This is a genomic window from Photobacterium lipolyticum, from assembly GCF_003026475.1.
Classification (GTDB): Bacteria; Pseudomonadota; Gammaproteobacteria; order Enterobacterales; family Vibrionaceae; genus Photobacterium; species Photobacterium lipolyticum.
In genome coordinates, this window is sequence record NZ_PYMC01000002.1 from 326,078 (window position 1) to 349,751 (window position 23,674).

Below are 23,674 nucleotides of genomic sequence, written 5' to 3' on the forward strand. Positions count from 1 at the left end.
TATAACAAAGCAATTATTGATACGGTCAAAAATAATATAGAGGAATTCCAAAATATTTTCATAGCAAACATTAACGACGACAATTAAAAATCTATTTAGAGTAACTAAAATATAAACAGCAAGTAAAAAAGGTGGGAATATGAAGTTAATTGCTTATATCAGAGTATCATCACAGAACCAAGTTGATCATGGTGATTCTTTAGCAGGTCAAGAAGAAAGCATAAACAAATGGGCAACAAACAATGGGCATACCATTATTAGAAAGTATATTGATGCCGGCTCTTCTGCTTACAATGATAACCAGCGACCACAATTTAATATTATGCTGCGAGAAATTGATAAACAGGATTTTGATTGCGATGGGGTAATAGTATATAGCCTATCTCGCTTTTCAAGAAGTATCATTTCGCAAGCAGCAGCTCTATCAATATTAGAGAAAAACAAAATTAGAATTTTATCTGTCGTTGAGCCACTTCCTGAAGATTATATGACATATAAGTTATTGCTTACTATATTTGGTGTAATCAATGAAATGCAAAGCAAACAAAATTCCGCCACTGTTTGCGATCGTCTACAAGGTACGGCTGATAAAGGGTATTTTACTGGAGGTACTATTCCTTATGGCTATGAATCAGTACACGTTACAGATGAGTCGGTGTTTAGAAAAAAACTCGTAATCAATGAAGAAGAAGCAAAAGTCGTAAGGAAAATCTATGAATTAGCTACAAAAGGTAATACAGGGAAAGGCTGGGGGCTAAAAAAAATAACATCATACTTAAATGATAATGCCATCCTCAATCGAGGTGATTATTGGAAAACGAGCACTCTTCATAGAATTCTCCACAATACTATTTATTACGGAGAAAGGATTTATGGCAGGAAAAGAGTTGAGCGAAGTGGAAAGATAAACCCACCACCTACGATAGTAAAGTCCCCTGAAATTATATCAAAGGAAACATTTGACAATGTTAAGCGTAAATTAAAATCTAGAGACCTTAAAAATAACAAAGATAGATCTATTAGGTCTAACTCTCTTTTAACAGGAATAATAAAGTGCGGGTTATGTAACGCAAATCTTGTCATTACTACAGGTAAAAGTGGAAATTATAAATACTATACCTGTGGTAACAAAGTACGAAGTAGTGTTAACTCTTGCAATTGTAAAAACCACCCTAAAGATAAGTTAGAAGAAATTGTAAAAAAAACACTATTAGATAACATCCTTATAGAAAGTGTTATCATCAAAATACTTAACGATCTAAAAATCATTTTACGTGCAAATGATACAGATGAAAAAGAGTTAAGAAAGCTTAATTTACAGTTAAAAAGCAAACAAGGTATCTTAAGTGATTTTTATAAAAAATTACTTTCAAATAATATTGAATTTGATGAAACAGTAAAAATGTTTATTAGCTCTGAACAAAACAAGTTAAATAATCTAAAAAATGATATTGATAGAATTACTTGCTCGAAGAAAATTACATATAAAAAATTTGGTATCAACCAAATTAGAAGTTTCATAAAATCTATTAGAAGCTTAATTATTTCTAATAACTCTGAATTAACCAAGTCATTTCTAATTTCACTTGGAATGGAGGTAAAAGTTTACCCAAAGAACTGAAGGTGAAAGGCAGCCGTGTTGCTCTTATTCACCTTATATCAAGCGCAAAAATGGGCACCTCTGACGAGGTGCCCAGATTCGTTACTGTTTGGCGGAGAGATAGGGATTTGAACCCTAGATACGCTATAAACGTATGCCGGTTTTCAAGACCGGTGCTTTCAACCACTCAGCCATCTCTCCAGATGCGGCAAATAATACGTACCTCAAAGCAGGCTGTAAATACCCAAAACACTCAACCGCTCAATAAAGCAACGGTTTCCCTGTTTTTTTCCTCAACCGAATAAAAATCAGGCAGTTCACATTCAGGTGATGTTATTCAACCACGCAAGTACGATTTCGACCTTGATGTTTAGCTTTATACAGCGCAACATCTGCTCTTGATATCAGCATTTCCAGCGTTTCATCTAATTGTCTGGCAGCGACTCCGAAGCTGGCTGTAATCTTTATTCCTTCTACCGGACCGTCCCATTTTATATTCTCAATATGATTTCGAATTCTTTCCGCGAACTGAAAGGCTCCATCGAGGCCGACCTGAGAAAAAATGACAAATTCCTCACCACCTATGCGGATCGGAATATCAGCACTTCGACACTGTTCAAGAATACATGATGCGACACCTTGTAAAACAACATCCCCCTGACTGTGGCCATAGGTATCATTCACTTTTTTAAAATGATCGATATCCATCATAATCGCGACGGTTTTTGAGCTTTTGTCTCTATTCTGTTGATCAAGCAATTTTTGGACTACATCTTTCATGTAGATACGGGTATATAAATTGGTCAATGGATCTCGTATTGAACGCTGATAGATCTTCTCACGTTCTTTTTCCATATCCCGATAAATCATCTCTCTTTCAATCGAAACCTGAAGCGGTACGATCATCTGCTCGACGACACGTTGCATTTTTTCCTGATCATTTTCATTGCTGTTTAACCGAATCAAAATGACAGCTTCTGTTGACTCTTTATCCGGAAAGATCAATGGAATTAATAGACATTCGTAAAGATTTTTTCCGACCTTATCATGCCTAAGTTCATATAGCTCACAAGAACTCCCCTCCTTCGAACTTACTTTTTTTGTCTCGAAGACTCGGGAAACCATTTCAGGCACCTCGGTTATAACATGACCGCGATAATGATTATTTTTACCAAAATAGATTATATCTTCGTCAATATCCCGGACATAAAAATCTAAGGCTTTTATCGGAATTTCACTTTGAATAAGCTTGAATAATGCTTCTGAAATTTCTTTAAAATCACGAAATATTGTCATTGTTTTAGTGATGTTTTTCAGGGTTTCATTAAATTTTGATAGCTTTTTTAAATCTGTGGTACCACGAAGTAATAAGTACAAGCCGCAGTCAAGCGACTTCAAACCGTCAATCATGTAAGGGATCAATTTTTTGGGAATGATAGATCCATGCTGAGGTGCAATCATCTCCATGGGGTACTTCTCAATCACGCTTAACGCATACTGTAAAATGTCGTTACTCGGGATGTAATGCTGATGAAATGGCTTCATGCACTCCAAGTAGGTTTCATCTTTGGCAAAAAGAGAAAACTCGTCGGTGAGTCCGCCAAAAAGATCACTGGAAAACATAATCCCTGATTTGGGATCAAATGTGGTAAATGCGCCGGGGAAGTGCGCATAAGGCGTGAAGCAAAAACTCAGGGTACGATCTTGTAATTCTAACTGCCAATCGTTGTCTTCTATCAACCAGAAAGGAATATCAACGGCATAGTGCTTAAGCAGCATCTGGGTTCGCCAATGGGTGACAATCACTGCATCATCTCTGCAGATCAACTTCTCAATCAATTCTAACGACCCAGTAATATCCGGGTCTTGGTGCTGGCAAACAAAATACTTAATTGACGTGAAGGAAATGACCTCATTGATTTTTCTTAAGGTATTGGCAATTGTGAGCTTGGAACCCGGATCGATAAGTACAGATTGATCACCCTGCTCAATGAGATAGACATGACACTGAAACGGATCATCCTTTTGTTCATGGCCAACCCACCATATTCGAGGTGCAATTTCGATAGCATGGTTCGAGTCCATATTTTCTAATTTTTGTTCCAGTCCCGTCATCGAGAAAATTCCTCAGCCACAAACGCTTTCTCCATCAATACCGATATTCAACATACGCTAGCCAAATATTTTTTTCAGTCGCATCATGGGTAACCATGATAAATGTCATGAAAATAATACTAATCAGAATAATTACCCCGATTAGTATTACTTTTCGAGGGCTGGTTGTTTGTCGGTCATTCAGTTCTGCGGCTGCAAGGCAGAGGGCTAAGTGTAGAACGAATTCCTAGTCGGTGATTTCCGAGAATGCTCTGAATCTTGATAGCATCTGGAGGCTCTCCGCTACTGGCCGGCAGGTGATGTGACCATGGTAAGTGTTCACCCCCTTACCGAAGCCGTTGTCCTCCCTTAACGCAGATATTCCTCCCGAAGCCAGGCGCAATACGTAATCGAACGTGGCGCTGGTCAATGCAATTGTGGAGGTTCTCGGATAGGCACCCGGCATATTAGTCACGCAGTAGTGAGTGACCCCCTGTTCCTGAAAAACCGGGTCAGAGTGCGACGTTGGCCGAGAGGTCTCAATACATCCGCCCTGATCAATACTGACATCAACAATCACACTACCTGGTTGCATTGTAGCCACCATCGCTTTTGATACCAGATGGGGAGCACGGCTACCCGGACGCAACGCGGCTCCTATCAACAAATCGGCGTCCAATAATTCTTTTGCGATTACCTCTGGCGACGACAGAGCCACGCGAAGGTTTCCTGAGGTATCATGCTTCAGTTCAGATCCGCGATCGGTGTGCCGGGTAAATATCACCACATTGGTACCCATTCCGTCGGCGACTTTCGCGGCATGACGGCCGACAACACCATCGCCAAGTACAACGACCTTTCCGTTACGTTTGCCCATGACACTACCGAGCTGCATCCCTTTGCCTCCAGCAAATTTAGCCAGATAGTAGCTACCTACAGTGACTGCCATATTACCGGCGACGGCACTCATTGGTGCCAGCAAGGGAAGCTTTCCTCGGTCGTTCTCAACAGTTTCATAGGCGATCGCCGTCGTTCCGCCTTCTAACAGCGCTTCGGTAAGGGCAGGATCTACTCCGGCAAGGTGAAAATAGGTAAAGAGGATCTGTCTTTTCAGGTAGGGAAATTCACTTGTCTGTGGCTCCTTGATCTTTAGCACCAGCCCGGTATCCCAGGCGGCATCAACCGTTACGATCTGTCCCCCTGCAGTACGATAGTCCTCATTGGTAAAGCCAGAACCATCGCCGGCCCCTGCCTCGACTTTCACGGTATGCCCGGCTGCCACCAGTGCCTTTGCCCCGTTCGGGGTCAAGGCGACACGGTTCTCTCTGTTTTTTATCTCTTTGATAACGCCAATGTCCATGCCGAAGACTCCTCAAAATTTTAATTATATTTTGAGTGTAGAACGAATTTCGATGAGGGCGACGGGTATTGTAAGCGACCGATGGCAGAACTCAATCCGCCGTGGATAGCGCGATATCAATATAGATTTTACGCAACATGCCCGCTACCGGTCCTGGCTTACCATCACCAATTTGGTAATCGTCAATGCTGATAACCGGCCAGACAAAAGTGGTTGCAGAACTAACAAATGCTTCTCTGGCCTCACAGGCCTCTTCAATGGTAAACCTGCGTTCTTCAATTTGAATACCAGCTTCCTCAGCGAGTTGCAGCAGGCTTTTTCTGGTGATCCCATGAAGGATATCGTTGCTAAGGTGGTGAGTCACTAACGTGCCTTCTGCTGTAACAATATAGGCATTGTTAGCACTGCCCTCGGTGACATAGCTATCTTCCACCAGCCACGCATCATCAGCACCAGCCGACAAGGCGGCTTGTTTCGCCATACATGATGCGAGCAGACCCACGGTTTTAATATCTCGCCGTTTCCAACGGATATCTGGCAATGAAATAACTTTGATGCCATTTTTCGCTTTCGGGCACTCCAGCAAAGAGCGAACCTGAGTAAATAAAACCAGAGTTGGTTTGGTATCAACGGGATAGGCAAAATCACGGTCACCAGCATTACCACGGCTAAGCTGAAGGTAAATTCCCCCCTCTTTAAGATTATTTAATTTGACCAGCTCTTTTTGGATAGACGTCAACTTTTCTGTCGTCACCGGCAGCTCCAAATCCAGCTCGCCACAGGAACGCTTCAAGCGCGCCAAGTGGCCGGCGTTATCGACTAATTTCCCATCCAGCACAGCAGTAACTTCATATACCGCATCGGCAAATAAGAAGCCCCGGTCAAAAATAGAGATCTTCGCATCCGATTCGCTGATATATTTACCATTTAAATAAACAATCCGTTCCATAATTTTTTCCCTCTTATACCCAAGTGACCTCAAGATGCAGGATTCAGAGTGAGCTCAGCGTGTTCAATTCAAGGAAAATGTGCGTAGGAATGGCCATCCCTTTCAAACACATTTGACACAGAAGTGAGCACGCTGACTCACTCCCGAAGGGCGAGTTTTATTGGCTCCTATGCTGCGTTGCTGATTATTAACGTAGAACAACTATGTCTTCAAATCAGCGTCTTGCCTAGAAGCCAATAAATTCTCGCTGAACAAGCATATTGAGGTCACTTGGGTATATTATATTTTTTCTAGCACAATTATCTGCATTTGGCGAAAACTTAGCCCCATAATGTATGGCTGAAACGACGGAGATGACAGTAATGCAAGGGGAAGAGAGATGAATCTGTCGCGTTAGGTGGTCATGTAAAACGGCAAACCATCTTTGAAGATCACCAATTAATGAAGCCTCTTGATCACACCTTGTGATCAAGAGGCAGGCTTCTGGCGGATCTTTGGGGCATTCTATACCGTTACTGATGTTGATAATATACTATTATCGTCACCGTAGTTATTTTTGATATAGCCATCTGCTTTTGGATCATTCTCCCACAGACTTTCATTTATAAGATAACGAAATTGATAACTCTGATTTTTGGGTAGCCTAACTTTAACGTTATAGGTTTTTGTTTTTTTATTTAGCTTCATTGGTGTTGCTTCCCACTGATTAAAATCAGCAGCAAGAGCTATATTCTTGATATCGCCCTTAGGCCATTCAAATGTCACTTCTACTTCATCTTTAGTTTTGAAAAATCGTTTCTTGATCACTTTAAATTCCTTCTTAAAATTGCTTAAAACCATAAAATAATAACCAAGTGGAATTAATACATCAACCGTTCTTTAGATCACGTATATGAAATACTATTTTAGGTTTCTGTAACGTTAGGGGTGACGAGCTTTCGCGCTATTTGAATATTACTCACTGTTTTGAACTTTCATTGCTGTAGGTTGGTGCATCAGATATTAACTATTAATATCTAAAATGGTGCAGATATGCACTGTCATGGTATGACGGTTAACCACAATATAATAAAGATATTTTTAATATCCCTCTGAACCACTCATTCCAGAGTAACCTTTCATGAATTTATTGATTTATTAGTTTAATACTCTGAATGACAAATTATTTCGGTTTCCGGCATTTCATGGCATGACGGTTGCCAAATACAAATCATAAAACAAAAACGTTTGAAGCCAAAATATAACATCGCTCAAAAAAGACGGGGGGTCACCATAAGAAAACAGTAAAATTATTTTATGCATCTATGATTGCATCATCATTATTAATGGCAGGGATCATCTCTACACCTTATGCTGATACTCCAAGTGATTCGGCAATATTGGCCAAAACTTATTCAGTAAGTATATTAAAATGTAGCGTAAGTGCTGGACTGCCCCACTGGCATGTACAATAAGGTGTATTTTGTGGTCGATTTACCGATATCTACCGCCTTTACCGTATATTGCACATTGTTAAATTCCATCACCAAACATCATCCCCCGCAAGGAGAGAAACAAACTTATGCGGACTCTAAAAAGCACAGGTCAAAACTGGATTCCGGACATACACCGATCAATTCCGTGATGGCATATTCAATACTTCTACCATTCATCACTGACATAAAAAAGTGCCAACCGAATAAAGCCAGCTGATCATATCCCCACAGCGGATTCATGGTGCGAATTCGAGAGGTTTTTGAATCTTAAATATGTATAATTACCCCGATTTTATTCATGCTCCAAAATAATAGCGGCTAAATGCTATTTTTACTTTATATAACATAGGGATAATGATGTTTAACATGACTCTCAGGCAAAAGTTGGCGCTGTCGGCTAGTGCTGCCATAATTATCGGTGCCCTTGTCGTCACCGTGCTTTCCTTCTTTTCCTCCCTCGGTCGCTTAGACGACGATATTAACGAACGGCTTAAGAGCGCCGCTTCCGCTTATAATTACTATGTGGCTGACTGGATGGATGCAAAGGGCGCTGCCCTGTCAGCAATGCCAGCCACTATTGCAAGAAAAACGCTTCCTCAACACCTTCACCAAGTTCGTGATTCAGCAGGTTTTGATAATGTTTTCTTAGCTTTTCCTGATGGTACTCAGGAGAATGCTAATAAAGTTATTTTACCCGCGGGTAATGATGATCCCCGAGAGTGGGGCTGGTATCAACATGCAATCACGCTAAACGGTACAGTAACCGTCGAGAACCCAACTGTCGCGGCTGCCACAGGGGCCAGCGTGGTTTCTATGGCCAAGGCTATCACTATTTTTGGTCAGCAAGCCGTTTTAGGTGCCGATGTCGAAATGTCTAGTATCATTAAACAGCTTGATGACGTACTGCTGCCTGGTGAAGGCTATATGTTCATTGCAAATGACGAAGGTAATATTTTCGCTGACGCCGATACCTCATTATTAAACAAGCCCGTAACGGTTAAAGACCAAGAATTAACAGATTCTCTGCTCAAACGCATTGCCCGTGAGGGTTATGTTGAAAAAATACGTATTACCGGTCAAGACAGGTATGTCTTTGTTTCTCCCATTCATGGCACTGACCTAAATACAGTGATCGTTGTTAATTACAACTCTGTTGTTGCTCCGCTATACACTACCTTGTATGAGCAGATGTTGATAACGCTATTGGTTGTCGTTATCTGCGTGTTTCTGTTCAACATGCTATGTGCTTATCTGTTTAAGCCATTACAGCAAGTGTCCAATGCGCTGTCGGTTATTGCTAAGGGCGGCGGTGATTTAACCCAACGTATCACGCTTGATTCAAATGATGAAGTCGGTGATCTAGCGCGTAACTTCAATCAGTTTGTTGCAAGCTTACAGGTCTTAATCGGCCATGTTCGTACCCAAGGTGCAGAGCTAAGTCAGGCATCCGAAGCCAGCGAGAGCCTTGCAAACAAGTCTGCTGAAGAGTTAAACCGTCAGCAGGATGAAATTAGCATGGTTGCGACTGCCGTAACTGAAATGGCTTCAGCAACGCAAGAGATTGCCTCTCACGCAGAGCAAACGGCCCGTGTCGCACAAGATTCAACGGCTCACACCAATAGCGGTCGTGAGCTGGTCATACAGAGCCGGGCCTCGATTAATAACCTTGCTGAAGAAGTGAATCAGGCGACGGACGTTATCAGCGAGTTGAACGAACATGCACAGGGGATCAATAGTATATTGTCGACGATTCAGGGTATTGCTGAGCAGACAAATTTATTGGCCTTAAATGCAGCAATTGAAGCGGCTCGAGCGGGTGAACAAGGTCGAGGTTTTGCGGTCGTTGCTGATGAAGTGCGTGTATTGTCACAACGCACCCACACTTCAACGGAAGAAATTCAGGGCATGATTGCAACCTTGCAGCAGACAACATCTAAGGCGGTTGGCTTGATGGGAACCAGTTCTAAATTGGCCCAGTGTTCGGTTGAAGATGCAGATCAGGCAACGGCAGCGCTTGAACAGATCAATAATTCCGTCGCATTAATCAGTGATATGGCAACCCAGATTGCGACTGCAGCAGAAGAACAAACCCAAGTGACGGATGAAATCACTCAGAATACAACATCGATTAAAGATGTGACGGATCAGCTTGCCGATGATGCACAGGTTGCTCGCCAACAGGCACAGGCGCTAAGTAATCAAGCCGCACAGCTCAATGCTAAAGTATCAACTTTCGTTGTTTAATTTAGCAATTAACTGATTAATTAATTCGAACCTGATACCAAATTGCCCATAATGTTTAAAACATTATGGGCATTAACATGAAGGGACAGGAGCCACTCGTTTTAATTTCCGTTCTCTTTATTGTGTCTGTTGATAACATTCTCGATGGTCATGATTCCGAACATGATTTTCCTTACAAATGATTCCGAGCTACCAACAAAGTAATAATGGGGATGCCTCGACCAAATGTCCTGTAACTTTTGATCCAGTTCAGCAGCTTGTTTTGACGTTTCATTTCTGACTGGATTGTTACTGGAGATATCATGCCCGCTTGCGGCAGCAGATTCAAAAAAAATGACCGCATCGTAGCGAACGATTTCATTTTCAAAGTTAGAGTTTACCTCCTGAAAAAAATTCTCTTCCGTTCCCGGCCAGTAAGCCAGACCGTCTAATGTTCCTCGATCACAGACAAGAAGCCTATTGGGATACTTGTTTTTTTGGATGTCCTCTAAATTTTGCTGAAGAGAAAAAATGGCTTTTTGAACATTTTTAAGTACTGGTTCATTGCTCGAGCGAGTTATACCACCAGAGAAGAGAACAGTTGCAGCCTCTGGAACAATCGCTAGTTGATCGCAAAGCTCTCGCCGGAAAAGATCGAGTGCCGTGGTCTTTCCGCCACCGGGGCCACCCGTTACGACTACTTTTAGCTGTTTCTTCATAGTTACCTCTAGCAGATTGTTGAACAACCGGTGGCTACGGTTAATTTCAACTAAAGGGATCCGTATATGAATAACAATAGTGCTCTGGTCATCGATTTAGCAAAAAAGTATTTCAAGTATATCGGGTTAATTCCAGGGACACATGTTGGTTACCACGGAATTTTTGTACGAATGAATAAATAAATTAGTGATGATGTCTGTAAGTGGTTACTTTCACCAAATATCAGACACAAAAAAGCCCCACCATTTCTGCTGAAGCTTTAGAATGTGACGGAGCGCTTTGGGTATGAGAGGATTTACTTCGCCCTTCGGGTCGTTGCTATAAAACGCCTTCGGCTAGCAACGTTGTCTCGCTTTGCTCGGCTGAACCGTGGTTTTCCCAAGCGACAAATGTAAAAAAGCCAGCAATTAAGCTGGCTTTTTTGAATTTGGCGGAGAGATAGGGATTTGAACCCTGCCCTCGCGATATAAAATCAAAATAAACCGTTTTAAATCAATGCGTAACCAAACATGGCGCAAGCAGATTTAAACAATTGTGATATGCAATTGACTCTAGTTAAAATTACATACCAAGTCAATACCAAGTCAATGTAAGCTACCTCATTTCTGGACAGAAGCTTGCTGAACGAAGCCGCTGCGCGGCAGAGCACTGAGCATGTCAGAATAACCATACTCTTTAGTAACACCATCATTCCGATGGTGATTTACCGGAGAGTAGATCATGAAAGCCTCAGAACAACAACGATTTGACGAGTTATATCAGCAACATCTCACCCACCTTAAGCTGCAAGGTAAACGTCCCAAAACCATATCCGCATACTCGTTAGCCGTGCGACGAATCACCAAGTTCTTTGACCGTTGCCCAGATACCCTGACCATCGATGATTTACGACATTACTTCAGCCAACTTATCGGCACAGTTTCCTGGAGCACCATTAAACTTGACCGCTGCGGTCTTCAGTTTTTCTATAAACATACCCTGCATAAACAATGGGAATGGATAGGCATTATCAAACCACCGAAAGTGAAGCGCCTACCCAATATCATCTCGCCAGAGCAAGTGGCTAAAGTGATTAATCAAACCCGCGAGCCGCGTTATCGCGTATTGTTCCTCATCCTTTACACTATGGGACTTCGGATTAATGAAGGGCTTCAACTGACTATCCATGACATCGACAGTCAGACGATGCAAGTTCATATCCGTCATGCCAAAGGTGGCAAAGACCGCCTGGTACCCTTGCCTCAGCGAACGCTTAATGCACTTCGTTTATACTGGTGTACTCATCGCCATCCTGAACTCATTTTCCCCAGCAAGGGAAAGTGTTGTGACTCACCGATGGATGATCAGGGCGCACAAAAAGCTCTGAAGCAGATCCTTAGAGAATGCGGGATCTATAAGCGAATCACACCACACTCCTTACGGCACTGCTTTGCTACCCACTTACTTGAACAAGGTCTCGACCTCCGTTCATTACAGATCCTGCTTGGGCATGCCAGCCTTAATACCACCGCTCGTTACACCCAGCTTACTCAATTAAAACAGCATGATGCTGCCAACGCACTGAACCACTTAGCTGACCGCTTGTTGTTAAACTGGGAGGGAACACTATGAGCGTGTTTATCGAATTACTTCGCCAGTATAGTGATGAGCTTGAGCGTCATTACGACGCTCAAATCAGCAGCGATGTTCGCCGAGCCATCGCGGCAATGTTACGATGCAAAACTGAGCAACAAGGTCGCTCCCAATGGTTCTGCTCTCACTGCCAGCATCATGACCGACTACCGTTGTCTTGCGGTCATCGGCACTGCCCCCAGTGCCTGCACCGCACCACCTCCGACTGGCTGGAGCGCCAGAAACAGAAGCTGCTGCCTGTACACTACTATATGGTCACCTTCACTTTACCCTATGAGTTAAGAGTACTGGCTCGCTCTCATCCCAAAGCACTTTATCAGGCGATGTTCTCTGTGGCCTCCGGGGTACTGAAAGACTTCGCCCAAAGGCAACATAAAGGAGAGCTGGGTTTTACCATCGTGCTGCATACCCACAGCCGACAAAGGAACCTGCACCCTCACTTGCATGTCAACTCCGAATAAAGGTGTCGGCTTCGCGACACCTATTCTTGTTTGTTAGAGTGACGGACTCATCGAAGGTGATTAGCACAGTTTTTTATTGTGGGTTCTTGGGCGCTTTAGGTTCAATACTTCATATACTGTGTGCTTTGATAAATTGAGCTACAGCACTAACAAGGCGAGAAATTATTAGGCCATTAATATGCGTACTTAGTCTGACAAGTATGCATCTAATGCCAATACCTCAGATTCAACGCTTTGATGGATGCGCTTAATAGATTCACTATCAGTACAGCTTCCCAAGATGCAAAAAAGAGGCAAAAGGTGCTCCGGTGTCGGGTGATTAAACAGGGCATATGGCGCGTCATCTAAATAGTTAAAAAGGCTTTTGATATCGCCAATATGTAGAGTTTTGCAAACCCATCGAGTAAATAATTCTACTTTCTTAGCTCTATCAGGATCTGGTCTATTCGTAAACAGCTCTCGCAAGTTATGACTTATCCCCCCAGAGCCTACGATCAATACATCCTGCTCGCGTAAAACTCTCAGACATTGACCTAAACGATAGTGCGCTTCAGGCCCGAGCTGACTATTGATAGAAATTTGCACGATGGGAATATTAGCTTTCGAGAAAATCAATTTCATCGGTATCCAGACGCCATGATCCCAACCTCGATTAGCATCTAACCGCGATTTGATTCCGCCTTCACTCAACAAGCCAACAACCTTTTGCGCCAGCTTAGGCGCACCTGGTGCCGAGTAATTAAGAGCGTATAGCGCTTCAGGAAAACCATAGTAGTCATGGATTGTCGCTGGATTCTCTCCGCTAGTGACTACAACATTATCGTTTACATCAAAATGCGCTGAAAACACAACAATTGCTTTTGGTGTGGGAAGAGTATTCCCAAGATTATTTAAAAATGTCTTTGTGGCACTCTCCTCTATTGCCATCATCGGAGAACCGTGTGAAATGAAGAGTGCCGGAAACAGTGTTGAATTCGATTGAATCGTCATAAAACTTATACCTCTGGCCCTACTGGTACGATACCCGTTGGGTTTAAAGCTTTGATTGAGTAATAACCGTGTTTGATGTGATCAAGGTTAACGGTTCTCTCTATACCCTTAATCGACAGAATACGCTTAACGTAGCGAGTAAGGTTCGGCATACTGGCTAACGTATTACGGTTACACTTAAATAAGCCATGATAGGCCACATCAAAACGAACCAAGGTAACGAACAGTCTGATATCACTTTCAGAAATTGTGTCACCCAATAAAAATTTGTGATCACCTTCTAAACGATTTTCAAGTTCATCCAGCATGTTAAATACTTTATGGTAAGCCTCTTCATAGGCTAACTGTGAACTTGCAAAACCCGCTTGATACACACCGTTATTGAGATTTTCATAAACTCGCTTATTTAAAGCATCGATATCTGTTGCAAACTCATCGGGGTACAGATCCAACGTTGATCCAGTTAAATCATCGAAGGCAGTATTTAACATGCGAATGATGTCTGCCGATTCATTGTTAACCACAACCTTATTCACTTTATCCCAAAGAACAGGGACTGTTGCGCGTCCTGTAAAGGTTGAGTCTGCCGCTGTATATAGTTCATGTAGATATTGATGCCCATTAAGAGTATCAAGATCTGAGCCGGGGTGACCGCCAAACTGCCAACTTTGATCAGTTAGAACAGGGTTAACAACACTGATGGTGATATAGTTGGTTAGCCGTTTAAGCTCTCTTACCATTAGCGTACGTGATGCCCATGGGCAGATATAAGCGACATACAAATGATAGCGATCTTTTTCCGCTTTAAAACCACCAGTACCTGTTGGGCCCGGTTGACCATCTTTAGTGATCCAGTTTCTGAAGCTAGAAGTTTGTCGAATAAATCTACCATCTTTATCTTTTGCTTGGACAGGTTGCCAGTTTTCAGTCCACACACCATTTACTAACATGTTCATCATCCTTATATCATCTGTAAAAGTAACGGTTCGATCTGGGTGGGATCAGATACTCATCCCGTTCCAGATTTCGCTGATTTAAAGTAAGTTCAAGAAAATAATTAAGCGGCTGTATCAGTACCATTGTAAGAACGGCTTTGTAACCAAGAGTTAACTAGATTATCCAGTGAATAACGACCTCCGCCTTGAATTGCCAAAGAAACAGATGCGAAAAGTAGTATTAGTGCAAATTCATAACCATTGTTGGCAAGAAAAAGACCATTCCCCCAATGTACTGTCATTGCTATAAGCATGGTAAAGCCAGTCACGATTGCTGCTGGACGTGTTAACAATCCGAACATTAGCGCAATACCGCCAAAAAACTCTCCACTGCCTGCCAAGAAGGCCATTAGCATACCCGGCTCAAAACCAATACTTGCCATCCATTGACCTGTTCCCTCTAGACCGTAGCCACCAAACCATCCGAACAGCTTTTGAGCACCATGAGCGGCTAAAACAATCCCTAAAGGAATGCGAATTGTTAGTGGTGCAATACTCGTTGTTGTGTTTAATACAGATTTAATAATTTTAGAATTCATCATCATTCTCCTATTTCAGTTAATTTGTTGAAGTTATGCATTACCCGTTTGCTTTGCATATTCATAATATAATTAACAACCATAAGAAGATAAATGGTAGAATCATTGAATAACTATCAACAAATTGTTGTTAATTGTAGAGTGCGAAATACAAATCAGTAAAAGTTACGCTTCGATCTGGGTGGAATTCAGTGAGCTGGTCGCATAGGGATGCTGCGGTTCAAGCATACATGGGCGTATTTGCGGTTGTCCTGTTTCGATAAACACTAATTTTTTAGCTGAATAAGCTTTAACAAAGCAAAAAGCCCTACAGCTATCAAAGCGTGTAGGGCAAGAAAGGCAGGGATGCTTATTTGGAGGTTATTTAAACGCCTTAGAATAACGCTTCATAACCATAGTGGAACCGTCAATATTATCGACAAATTTTTGAGCTGCTGAGGCACTCATAAATGAAGCCATAGAAGCATCAGCATCCTTCGCAGATTCCCAGTGTACAATTACAAGCCACTCTCCATTCTCCCCAGCGGCTGATTCGCGTGATATAAATCCTGGCTGTTTAGCAACATGTTGGTCTTCAACCGCTTTATCAATTGGAGCAAACTCAGTATATGAGACACCCTCTTTCAGTGTTAGTGTGACAATTTCAATGACTGCTGTGTCTGATGCAAAAGCGGTAGAAAGTGTAGCCATCATAGTTAGCAATACTAAAGATAATCTTTTGAAATAACGCATAATTAATACTTCTTCTATTTAAGTGATAGTAAATAAGCTCAACCAAGTTAGCTTTATACTAGTTACCTAAAGGTGATTAGGCTAACCCAGCTCGTTGTACAGGTATAATTTAACTATCATTAAAAACATAATAAATGCTATATTTATTGAATCACTATCAACAGTACATTGTTAATCATGGATAAGATCGATGCTATGCAAGCCTTCGCGGCGGTGGTGCAAGAAGGTTCTTTTTCTAAGGCGGCAGAAAGACTTAAACTTTCACCACAACTAGTGAGTAAGTACGTCTCGCAGTTAGAGAGCCACTTACAAACGCGACTACTTAATCGCACTACACGTCGAGTCAGTACGACAGAAGCAGGCCTCGCTTATTTTGAACGATGCCAACAAGTGCTTATTGATATAGAAGAGATGGAAAACTCGCTTGGGGCTCTGCACCAACAGGCTTCAGGGACACTAAGGATCAGCGCTCCCATGTCATTTGGGATGCATCATTTGTCAAAAGCATTAGTTGATTTTCAAAAGCAATGCCCTCTAGTCGAAGTGGACTTACAGTTAACGGATAGAAAAGTAGATATTGTTGAAGATGGCATTGACATCGCGCTACGTATCGGAGAATTGAAAAGTTCATCTTTGATTGCGAAAAAAATCGCACCAATCCGCTTAGTCATCTGCGCCTCTCCTGATTATCTAAAATCCAATGGAACACCAAATAACCCAAGAGATTTAACTGATCATTGTTTCTTGCGCTATAGCTATACTGATAGCAGTACTAGCTTTTCCCAGTTCAATCTAAAAGCATCTGAAATTAAGTTTAAAAGTCACTTTGTCGCAAATAATGGTGATGTTTTAGTTAATGCCGCAGTTCAAGGTGGAGGTATCACCATTCAACCAACGTTTATCACAGGCAAACCTATATCTAAAGGAAAGTTAACGACTATTCTAGAAGAGTATGAACCCGCCCCTTTAGGGCTTTATGTTGTTTATGCTCACCGGCATCATTTAGCAAGCAAAGTGCGTTGCTTTATTGATTTCATCAGTGACTACTTTGGCTCCCCTCCTTATTGGGATCAGTATTGAACTCTGCAACAGACTTATTTCTGCTGCATTAACGGTTAGTTGAAAATCGTTACGGAGATGAACTTGCTAATGCTTATAGTACGCTTACCCCTTCAATAAACGACTTAATATCACCCTGTATAGAGATACTTTTATGTTCAATCTCTTTAGATACTTCCGCATGTTCCATATTGACTCGGATTAATGTCGAACTAGGTAACACTGAGGCTAAATTCTCCATCGGCATACGGATGACTGTCGGTGTGTTATAACCTGCGCCTGTTTCAAGTAATACGATCTTATTCTTGCTGTTTTTTTCCAACCATTTCATCAGTCGCTGATACTCATCTTTATACGGTGCCTCAATAAAAGAGCCATCGATACGAGCATTGATAAACATAGTACCACCACAATTAGGACAACATGGAACGGCATCTTCTTTCGTTAAAACTTGGTCTGCGGGATCAAGTGCCTGCTGCATTTTCTGAAAATATGGTTCTATGTCCCACACCTCATGAGTGCACGGTTTCGTACATTGGATCTTGCCATAGCTGCCCTGCGGGCTGTAGATCCGCGATCTATCAAACCCATTTTTATGAAACATCTGGTCTACATTAGAGGTCATAACAAAATAGTCTTTATCTCCAATCAGCTGCCTTAACTGCTGGTACAAAGCATTGTTCTTTTGTTGGAAGTACACGTAGTCCAAGTGGACAGCGTAATACCCCCACTGCTCAACCTGAGTCCAGTAGGGGTAGCCCATAAGCTGATACTGCATGGTGAACCCTTTTTTCACCCAGCCGGGGAAAATGTCAGCAAACTTCTTAGTATCGGTATAATTGATGCCTGCCGCAGCGGTTAAACCTGCACCTGCACCTATCAGTACTGCGTCAGCAGATTGAATGAGTTCAGCACACGGTTTGACTACGGATGATTGCATTAAATTCGACATAGCATCTCTTCAATAAAAAGTTGGTAGCAATGGTGGTCTCTGTCAGAAAAAACATTAAACACGACATAATCGAGCTGATTCTGATTGTTTTTCAGCCACTCACAAACGGTAGTAACAGCAGTATCCGCAGCCTCTTCTATCGGATAACCAAATACCCCAGTTGAAATTGAACAAAAGGCGATACTTCGAATCGGCTCAATCTGTGCGCATACTTCCAAACAACTTTGATAACTAGTAGCCAACCCCTTACGATGAGCCTTGGTGAGTTCTCCTTGCACAATAGGCCCAACCGTGTGGATAACAAACTTAGAAGGCAAGTTGTAAGCTCGCGTGACCTTTGCGCAACCTGTTCCTTCCAGCATATTTTGTTTTTGCATAATGGTATGGCAATCATCTCTAACCTGAACACCTGCTTTAGAATGAATAGCATTATCTATACATTCATGCAGCGGCTGAAAGCAGCCTAACAATTGGCTGTTGGCAGCATTCACTATTGCATCTATTTTTAAGCTTGTAATATCCCCCAGCCAAAGCACCACTTTAGTATTGTTAATGGTAAAAAAAGGCTGCTGAGCTAGCTGTTCAACAGCAACAAGCTCACTTTCGCTCAGTTCTGCTTGCAGTAGCAGGTTTAAGTTATGAGTTCCTTTTTCAGATAAAGAGTACGGCGCTAATGTATTAAGTGCCGCACGCAAAAGTTCCCTTTTCTGCGGATATCCATTTGTCTGAACCGCACCAAACTGACGAATAACAGATTCAAGTTCAGCCAAAAGTAGATCGATAATATCTTCTTTTTCGACTGAACTTAGTACAATTGCCTGACATGTATAAGGCTCAAGCAACGCAATTTCATTTTGATATTGATGAATATTCATAAGATCTCCTAGTAATAGAAGCAATGAGAGAGAAGAGAGTATGATTTAACAGAAAAGAAAACCGTGGCGATATGGCTGCCACGGTTTACCGGAAGATTGATTTAGCTTAGAAACCAAATTTACCGTTGTTGTTTTTCCATGCATCTTTCGCTGGAATTGGCTCGATAGTGTCCCAGTGCTCTACAATCTTGCTGTTTTCAATGCGGAATAGGTCATAGAAAGAAACATGTTCGCCAGCAAAGCTACCTTCACTGATACTCAGTACAAAGTTACCTTCGCCCAATACGATATGGTTTTGGGTATAAACCATTTTAATGCCTTGTTTCGCCATCTCTTCCAGCGCTTTGCCTAAACCCGAGAGGCCATCAGCAATGTTTGTATTGTGTTGAAGATAGTTAGCGTCACCGTCATCAATAAAACGACCAAGTTGCTCGAAGTCACCTTTAACAAGAATAGTATCGACAAAGTCAGCAACGAGTACTTTGTTTTCCTCTGTCTTGTCTAAATCGCTCACCTTTGTTGGGCCATCTAACTGAGTACGACTACTTGGGTTGGGGCCAACTTTTTCAGCAAGGTTATCCCAGTGCTCTACGATTAGACCGTTCTCAAAACGGAATACATCAAAACCAACTTTAGGGCCGAAAAAATTGTAATCGGTGTGTGTAAATACGTAGTCACCATCTTGAAAGGCACGTTTTACATCAACCTTTGCGCTACCCTCAGGAAGTGCTTGAAGTACCGCACCAAACCCAGCAAGGCCATCACCCACAGCTAGATTATGTTGAATGTATTGGTCTGGATTTACATAGCTAATCGCTTCCTTATCGCCAGTTTCAATACTGTTAAGAAGGGCAACCGCTTTGTCTTTGTTAGATAGGCTCATTGTATTTTCCTCAGCTGAAATCTGACTTGTGCATGCCGCGCACACTAAAACTGTCGTGGCTAAAACGGCTGATATACCTTTTTTCATGATTCTTACCTCTTGTTGGAATAAAGAAATAGTAATGAAAAAAGGCAAAGCTCACATGGTCAGTACAGGCGGAATAATGGTCAATTACGAACCTTCAAACTGTTTCTGAAAACGTGATGGGGTGATCAAGGTGTGCTTTTTAAAATACTTTACAAAATTACTGGCATCCTCAAAGCCAAATTCATAAGCAAGCTGTTGAGTTGGCATACCATCCAAAACAAGCCGTCTTTTAGCTTCTAAAATAGTGTAGGCATCTATGATTTGTTTGGCGGTTTGGTTGGTCGCTAATTTGCAGACCTGATTTAAGGTTTTATAGGTAGTGTGCAGCTGATCCGCGTAATAGGTCGCATCTCGGGTACGGTGGAAGTTTGTGTCAAGCAGTTCAACAAAGTCATTGAACTTGTTTAGCTGATCTTTGTTTAATTTATCATGGTGATTATCTGGCATCACTCGACGCAACATCAGCGACAGTGAAGAAAACAGAAACATGACAATTAAAGGGTTGGATTCCTGATGCAGAAGCTCTTTGCTGATTTCAGCCAGTAGTTTTTCGCTACTGCTCATGGTATCTGGATCTGGAGTAAAAACGGGCTGATAGGCGTACTCTAGGTGAGTAGGGGTAAACTCTGGCAGTCTCATGTTCGCAAGCGCTTGATTGATAAATGCTTGAGTAAAGATCAGTACTTTCCCTTTCGGTTTATGGCTAAAATCAAACGCATGCACTTGGTTTTTTTGAATAAAGATAAATGCCCCCGATTCGTAAGGGTAGTTCACAAAGTCAATTAAATGAGAGCCTTCTCCTTCCTCAACGTGAATAATGTGATTGAAGTTGACCCGATGTGGCAGGCTGGGATTATGGGGGAGAGTATCTTTGCGTTGATATAGTTTTTCTAAATCAATAATCTCAATTTCATGATTGGCTGTTTTAGCATGGTTAAAGCCAACTTCAGGAATATTCATATCGTAAGCACTCATTCAATAACTACCTGATTAGACCGGAGCCTAGAGTATATCCTTTAAATGCTCTACCCCTGTAAAAGCCTTCATAAGAAATCGTACTATGATTATCTCATTTAATATTTTAAGCGTTAAAGCCAATCACAAGATAAAACGCGAGTGACAGTAAAGCCACAGCCAAAGTATAAGGCAATTGAGTAGCAAAGTGCTTTTCTGGTGGGCAATCTGCCGCTGTTGACGCCACAATAACCGAGTCGGATATTGGCGAGCTTTGATCACCGAATACCGCTCCAGAAATCACAGTGGCAATAGCAAGCGGCACAGATACACCGACACCAACAGCGAGAGGAATAATAATTGGAGTCATAATACTGACTGTTGCGCCAGAGCTACCTGTAGAAAATGAAATCAGCACACAAATTATAAAAATAGATGCAGGTACAAGCCATACAGGAACCTCGCTTGATACAAAACTCGCCAGGTACTTCCCTGTTCCAAGCTGTCCAGTGATACCGCTTAATGAAAAGGCCAAAGTCAGAATAATGACTGCTGGCAGCATGTTTTTCATCCCTTGTACGCACCATTCCACATATTGGTTAATTTTAATTTGGCAGACACGAAAGTAGATCCCCGAGCCGATCAGCGAGATAAAGCCACTCCAATAGATTGCCGAACTGATGTCTCCGGCGAGGATGTCACCGTCGCCCGTTGTGTAAGTGATAGCAAGGATAGAAGCCAACAAGATGACAATAGGCAGTAAAATAGCAAATACGCCGGTTTGTGGCTGGCTATCAAATGAGTGCACAACATTAACATGATTAGCCTCGGACGTATTTTCAGTTACAAAATCATGCATCTTCAACGCCAACAGCGGTACTAAAGCCAATATGGCAATCGTGTAAATTTGATATGGCAAAGCGGCAAATACATAGTTCATTGGTTGTTCGGCTAAAGTGCCATTTTCCACCTGAGCCGCGATTAAGCTGGCAAGAAAAATACCAGCCCCACTGAAAGGCATCAACCACGCTAAAGGCGCACCCGTACAATTGGCCACAAATGCTAGCTTCTCGCGTGAAATATCATACTGATTAAACAACGGACGACCAACAAGGCCGACAAGCATCATTGAGCCAATCCCTTCTAAGCACATCAAAAAGCCAAAGGCAAAGGTGATAAGCTGCGCACTCACTTTCGATTTCACAATATTTCGTTTGTACGCTAGGTGATAAATAAGCGCATCAATACCGCCAGATTGCTTCATCACATTGATAATTGCTCCAATCATCAAGATAAATATCAGGCTTTTCACTGAGCTTGATGATTGAAAAGTATCTGCTACCGCATTGAAACTTTTTGCCATACCAAGTAAGACATTCTGGGATAGCAGGATAGAGCCTGTCATGATGCCAGCAAAAATTGCCACATAGACTTGCCTTGTGGCCATGGCGAGCAATATTGATAAACATGGAGGTAATAGGGTTAACCAAGAATCCATAATATGATCTGTGTATATTGAGTCAGTTATGCTTGGCATCTTAATCATCGAGCGCATGACATACACGGTCAATCTCTAGCATAAAATGGTCAATACCGAACCTTGAAAGCTACACCTCTTTCATCACAAATAAAAAGAGATATCCAGAAGGTTATCTCTTTTGCGCTTTACCACGTTGGCCGATTAATCCTCGAAGACAAATTTTGCATCGCTCAATGCTTCTTCTGGGCGTTTACACACATAGGCGGGGTATAGCTCACTGGCTCGTAGGGTTAGGTCGGTAAATGCAGCAAGCTTACCAATTACATAATTAACATAGTTGATGCCCCAACGCTCTTTGTCGGTTTCAGCCCCTTTCTTAGATGTGATCTCATCACCCGCGTTCTCTTTCATTTCTGTGATGTATTCTGAAGAGAAGTGCTCATACTCAAAGGGATAATCGGGCCAATTTTGCTTGATCTGCGCCAACATCTCGTTTTGAGTCAAGACGTTGTAATCAACCTGAACACATTTATTTAAAGTGCGTTCATCGGTCACTACCATTGCTGCGATGTAACCAATATCTTCAATATCGTGAGTATGAATAGGCAACTCAAGATTACCAAATGTGGTGATCTTGCGGAAAAACCTTAAGTTAGGCAGGAAATAGTCAAAAATGCCACCATTATAATAAAGCGTCCAACCAATACCCGAGTTCATGAGCAAATCATGGAAGCGTTTTTTTTGGTCAAAGATTTCACCATCCCCCATTTCAATCGCTTGAGTGTGAGAACCAAACTCGGTAGGTACAAATCGCTCAACACCTGCTTTTACAGCCGCTTCTAGCCAAATAGGTTCGGATTTCTGGATGATTTCTTTAGAGCCAGGAACACTTGCTACCAGGGTATCAATCCCTTGAAGAATGTTTGCCATTGAATCCACATCATGCATATCTGCACACTCAACGATCTTCGCGCCCTGCTTTTCAAACTCCGCCAATTTAGTGTCATTTTTCGCGCTACGCGCACGAGTGATAATGGTGACATCATGCCCTAACAAGAGTAACCCTTTACTTAGAGGTGTACCTATTTGACCTGTCGCACCAATAACAGCAATGTGTTTTTTGTCCATAAAAAGCTCCTTTCAGCTTTGCTAGATGATCTTTAATAAACGGGGGAGGAAGATCGAAGCGATGTGATTCGTTTGAGTCATTCCCTGCCTTGTTTCTCTGACTGTAATATTAATAGGCAAAAAGATTCATTTCATGGTCAGAGCGAGACCAAAAATGGTCAATAGCGAACCGAAGGGGGCTTAGAGGTATTGCAGTACGTACTCAAATTAGAATAAGTTCTGGAAGTTCATTTGCGGTTATTTCTCATGGGATACCGCTGTAACATGCATGGGGGCGAAAACTGATAGGTGCAGCAATTAGCTTATGAACTTGGCTTCGAGGAAATAACCAATTTCTTCAAAAACTTCAAATAACAGCCCCTTCTTACACCCTTCAGTTCAAAGAGTGTTTCAGCGGTTAGATATTTACCATTTTTTAGCAGGTAATGACCTATCTGGGCAAGATATGCGTGGTTATTCTAAAGCCAGACAGAATAACTAGAGAAA

The 23,674-nt window shown here is 42.0% G+C and carries 19 protein-coding genes, 1 tRNA gene and 1 pseudogene; 5 read left to right on the forward strand and 16 right to left on the reverse strand.

Annotated features, from left to right (window positions below):
- Nucleotides 1-139 precede the first annotated feature (139 nt).
- Entirely contained in the window at nucleotides 140-1,621 is a 1,482-nt protein-coding gene (locus C9I89_RS04270) for a recombinase family protein (RefSeq protein WP_107282117.1), read from the forward strand.
- An 89-nt stretch (nucleotides 1,622-1,710) separates the two neighbouring features.
- On the opposite strand, the gene C9I89_RS04275 is transcribed toward C9I89_RS04270, so the two are convergent.
- From C9I89_RS04275 to C9I89_RS04295, 5 genes are all read right to left on the reverse strand, one after another.
- Nucleotides 1,711-1,801: transfer RNA gene (locus C9I89_RS04275), tRNA-Ser, on the reverse strand.
- A 132-nt stretch (nucleotides 1,802-1,933) separates the two neighbouring features.
- On the reverse strand, nucleotides 1,934-3,715 hold the full coding sequence (locus C9I89_RS04280) for an oxygen-binding di-iron domain-containing protein (protein WP_107282118.1): 1,782 nt from the start codon (nucleotides 3,713-3,715) through the stop codon (nucleotides 1,934-1,936).
- A gap of 226 nt (nucleotides 3,716-3,941) precedes the next feature.
- A complete protein-coding gene (gene ald, locus C9I89_RS04285; RefSeq protein ID WP_107282119.1) occupies nucleotides 3,942-5,054 on the reverse strand; it encodes an alanine dehydrogenase in 1,113 nt (370 codons plus the stop codon).
- A 91-nt stretch (nucleotides 5,055-5,145) separates the two neighbouring features.
- Nucleotides 5,146-6,003, reverse strand: coding sequence for a D-amino-acid transaminase (locus C9I89_RS04290; RefSeq protein WP_107282120.1), 858 nt, complete (start codon nucleotides 6,001-6,003; stop codon nucleotides 5,146-5,148).
- A 504-nt stretch (nucleotides 6,004-6,507) separates the two neighbouring features.
- Entirely contained in the window at nucleotides 6,508-6,810 is a 303-nt protein-coding gene (locus C9I89_RS04295) for an isoamylase early set domain-containing protein (RefSeq protein WP_107282312.1), read from the reverse strand.
- A 1,022-nt stretch (nucleotides 6,811-7,832) separates the two neighbouring features.
- Between C9I89_RS04295 and C9I89_RS04300 the strand changes: the two genes are divergently transcribed.
- Nucleotides 7,833-9,722, forward strand: a complete 1,890-nt coding sequence (locus C9I89_RS04300; protein WP_211315202.1) for a methyl-accepting chemotaxis protein — start codon at nucleotides 7,833-7,835, stop codon at nucleotides 9,720-9,722.
- Between the two features lie 101 nt (nucleotides 9,723-9,823).
- On the opposite strand, the gene C9I89_RS04305 is transcribed toward C9I89_RS04300, so the two are convergent.
- Nucleotides 9,824-10,420 carry an AAA family ATPase gene (locus C9I89_RS04305; protein ID WP_107282122.1) on the reverse strand — a complete coding sequence of 199 codons (597 nt, stop codon included), beginning with the start codon at nucleotides 10,418-10,420 and terminating at the stop codon, nucleotides 9,824-9,826.
- A gap of 721 nt (nucleotides 10,421-11,141) precedes the next feature.
- On the opposite strand from C9I89_RS04305, the gene C9I89_RS04310 reads away from it, so the two are divergent.
- A complete protein-coding gene (locus tag C9I89_RS04310; protein ID WP_107282123.1) occupies nucleotides 11,142-12,032 on the forward strand; it encodes a site-specific integrase in 891 nt (296 codons plus the stop codon).
- Nucleotides 12,029-12,502, forward strand: a pseudogene (locus C9I89_RS04315) (IS91 family transposase); the annotation flags it as partial. The gene C9I89_RS04310 and the pseudogene C9I89_RS04315, both read left to right, overlap by 4 nt.
- A 198-nt stretch (nucleotides 12,503-12,700) precedes the next feature.
- Here the strand turns inward: C9I89_RS04315 and C9I89_RS04320 are convergent.
- The 4 genes from C9I89_RS04320 to C9I89_RS04335 all read right to left on the reverse strand — a co-directional run bounded on the left by C9I89_RS04320 (nucleotide 12,701) and on the right by C9I89_RS04335 (nucleotide 15,770).
- Nucleotides 12,701-13,504, reverse strand: coding sequence for a DODA-type extradiol aromatic ring-opening family dioxygenase (locus tag C9I89_RS04320; RefSeq protein WP_107282124.1), 804 nt, complete (start codon nucleotides 13,502-13,504; stop codon nucleotides 12,701-12,703).
- A 5-nt stretch (nucleotides 13,505-13,509) separates the two neighbouring features.
- Nucleotides 13,510-14,454, reverse strand: coding sequence for a glutathione S-transferase family protein (locus C9I89_RS04325; protein ID WP_107282125.1), 945 nt, complete (start codon nucleotides 14,452-14,454; stop codon nucleotides 13,510-13,512).
- Nucleotides 14,455-14,561: 107 nt separating this feature from the next.
- Complete coding sequence (locus C9I89_RS04330) at nucleotides 14,562-15,038, reverse strand: DoxX family protein (RefSeq protein WP_107282126.1); 477 nt, start codon at nucleotides 15,036-15,038, stop codon at nucleotides 14,562-14,564.
- A 360-nt stretch (nucleotides 15,039-15,398) separates the two neighbouring features.
- Nucleotides 15,399-15,770: an antibiotic biosynthesis monooxygenase family protein gene (locus tag C9I89_RS04335; RefSeq protein WP_107282127.1), complete on the reverse strand. Its 372-nt coding sequence runs from the start codon at nucleotides 15,768-15,770 to the stop codon at nucleotides 15,399-15,401.
- 177 nt (nucleotides 15,771-15,947) lie between these two features.
- Between C9I89_RS04335 and C9I89_RS04340 the strand changes: the two genes are divergently transcribed.
- Complete coding sequence (locus C9I89_RS04340; RefSeq protein ID WP_107282128.1) at nucleotides 15,948-16,850, forward strand: LysR family transcriptional regulator; 903 nt, start codon at nucleotides 15,948-15,950, stop codon at nucleotides 16,848-16,850.
- 73 nt (nucleotides 16,851-16,923) lie between these two features.
- Here C9I89_RS04340 and C9I89_RS04345 read toward each other — a convergent pair whose 3' ends face one another.
- The 6 genes from C9I89_RS04345 to C9I89_RS04370 all read right to left on the reverse strand — a co-directional run bounded on the left by C9I89_RS04345 (nucleotide 16,924) and on the right by C9I89_RS04370 (nucleotide 23,188).
- Nucleotides 16,924-17,781, reverse strand: a complete 858-nt coding sequence (locus C9I89_RS04345) for an SIR2 family NAD-dependent protein deacylase (protein ID WP_107282129.1) — start codon at nucleotides 17,779-17,781, stop codon at nucleotides 16,924-16,926.
- The gene (locus C9I89_RS04350) at nucleotides 17,769-18,656 is read right to left on the reverse strand and encodes a protein-ADP-ribose hydrolase (protein ID WP_211315203.1); all 888 of its coding nucleotides are present in this window, start codon (nucleotides 18,654-18,656) and stop codon (nucleotides 17,769-17,771) included. The genes C9I89_RS04345 and C9I89_RS04350 overlap by 13 nt, the downstream gene beginning before the upstream one ends.
- 106 nt (nucleotides 18,657-18,762) lie before the next feature.
- The gene (locus tag C9I89_RS04355; protein WP_107282130.1) at nucleotides 18,763-19,626 is read right to left on the reverse strand and encodes a nuclear transport factor 2 family protein; all 864 of its coding nucleotides are present in this window, start codon (nucleotides 19,624-19,626) and stop codon (nucleotides 18,763-18,765) included.
- Nucleotides 19,627-19,710: 84 nt separating this feature from the next.
- Entirely contained in the window at nucleotides 19,711-20,586 is an 876-nt protein-coding gene (locus tag C9I89_RS04360) for an AraC family transcriptional regulator (protein WP_107282314.1), read from the reverse strand.
- Between the two features lie 121 nt (nucleotides 20,587-20,707).
- Nucleotides 20,708-22,006, reverse strand: coding sequence for a Na+/H+ antiporter NhaC family protein (locus C9I89_RS04365; RefSeq protein ID WP_245905397.1), 1,299 nt, complete (start codon nucleotides 22,004-22,006; stop codon nucleotides 20,708-20,710).
- A 255-nt stretch (nucleotides 22,007-22,261) separates the two neighbouring features.
- The gene (locus tag C9I89_RS04370) at nucleotides 22,262-23,188 is read right to left on the reverse strand and encodes an aromatic alcohol reductase (RefSeq protein ID WP_107282132.1); all 927 of its coding nucleotides are present in this window, start codon (nucleotides 23,186-23,188) and stop codon (nucleotides 22,262-22,264) included.
- Nucleotides 23,189-23,674 lie beyond the last annotated feature (486 nt).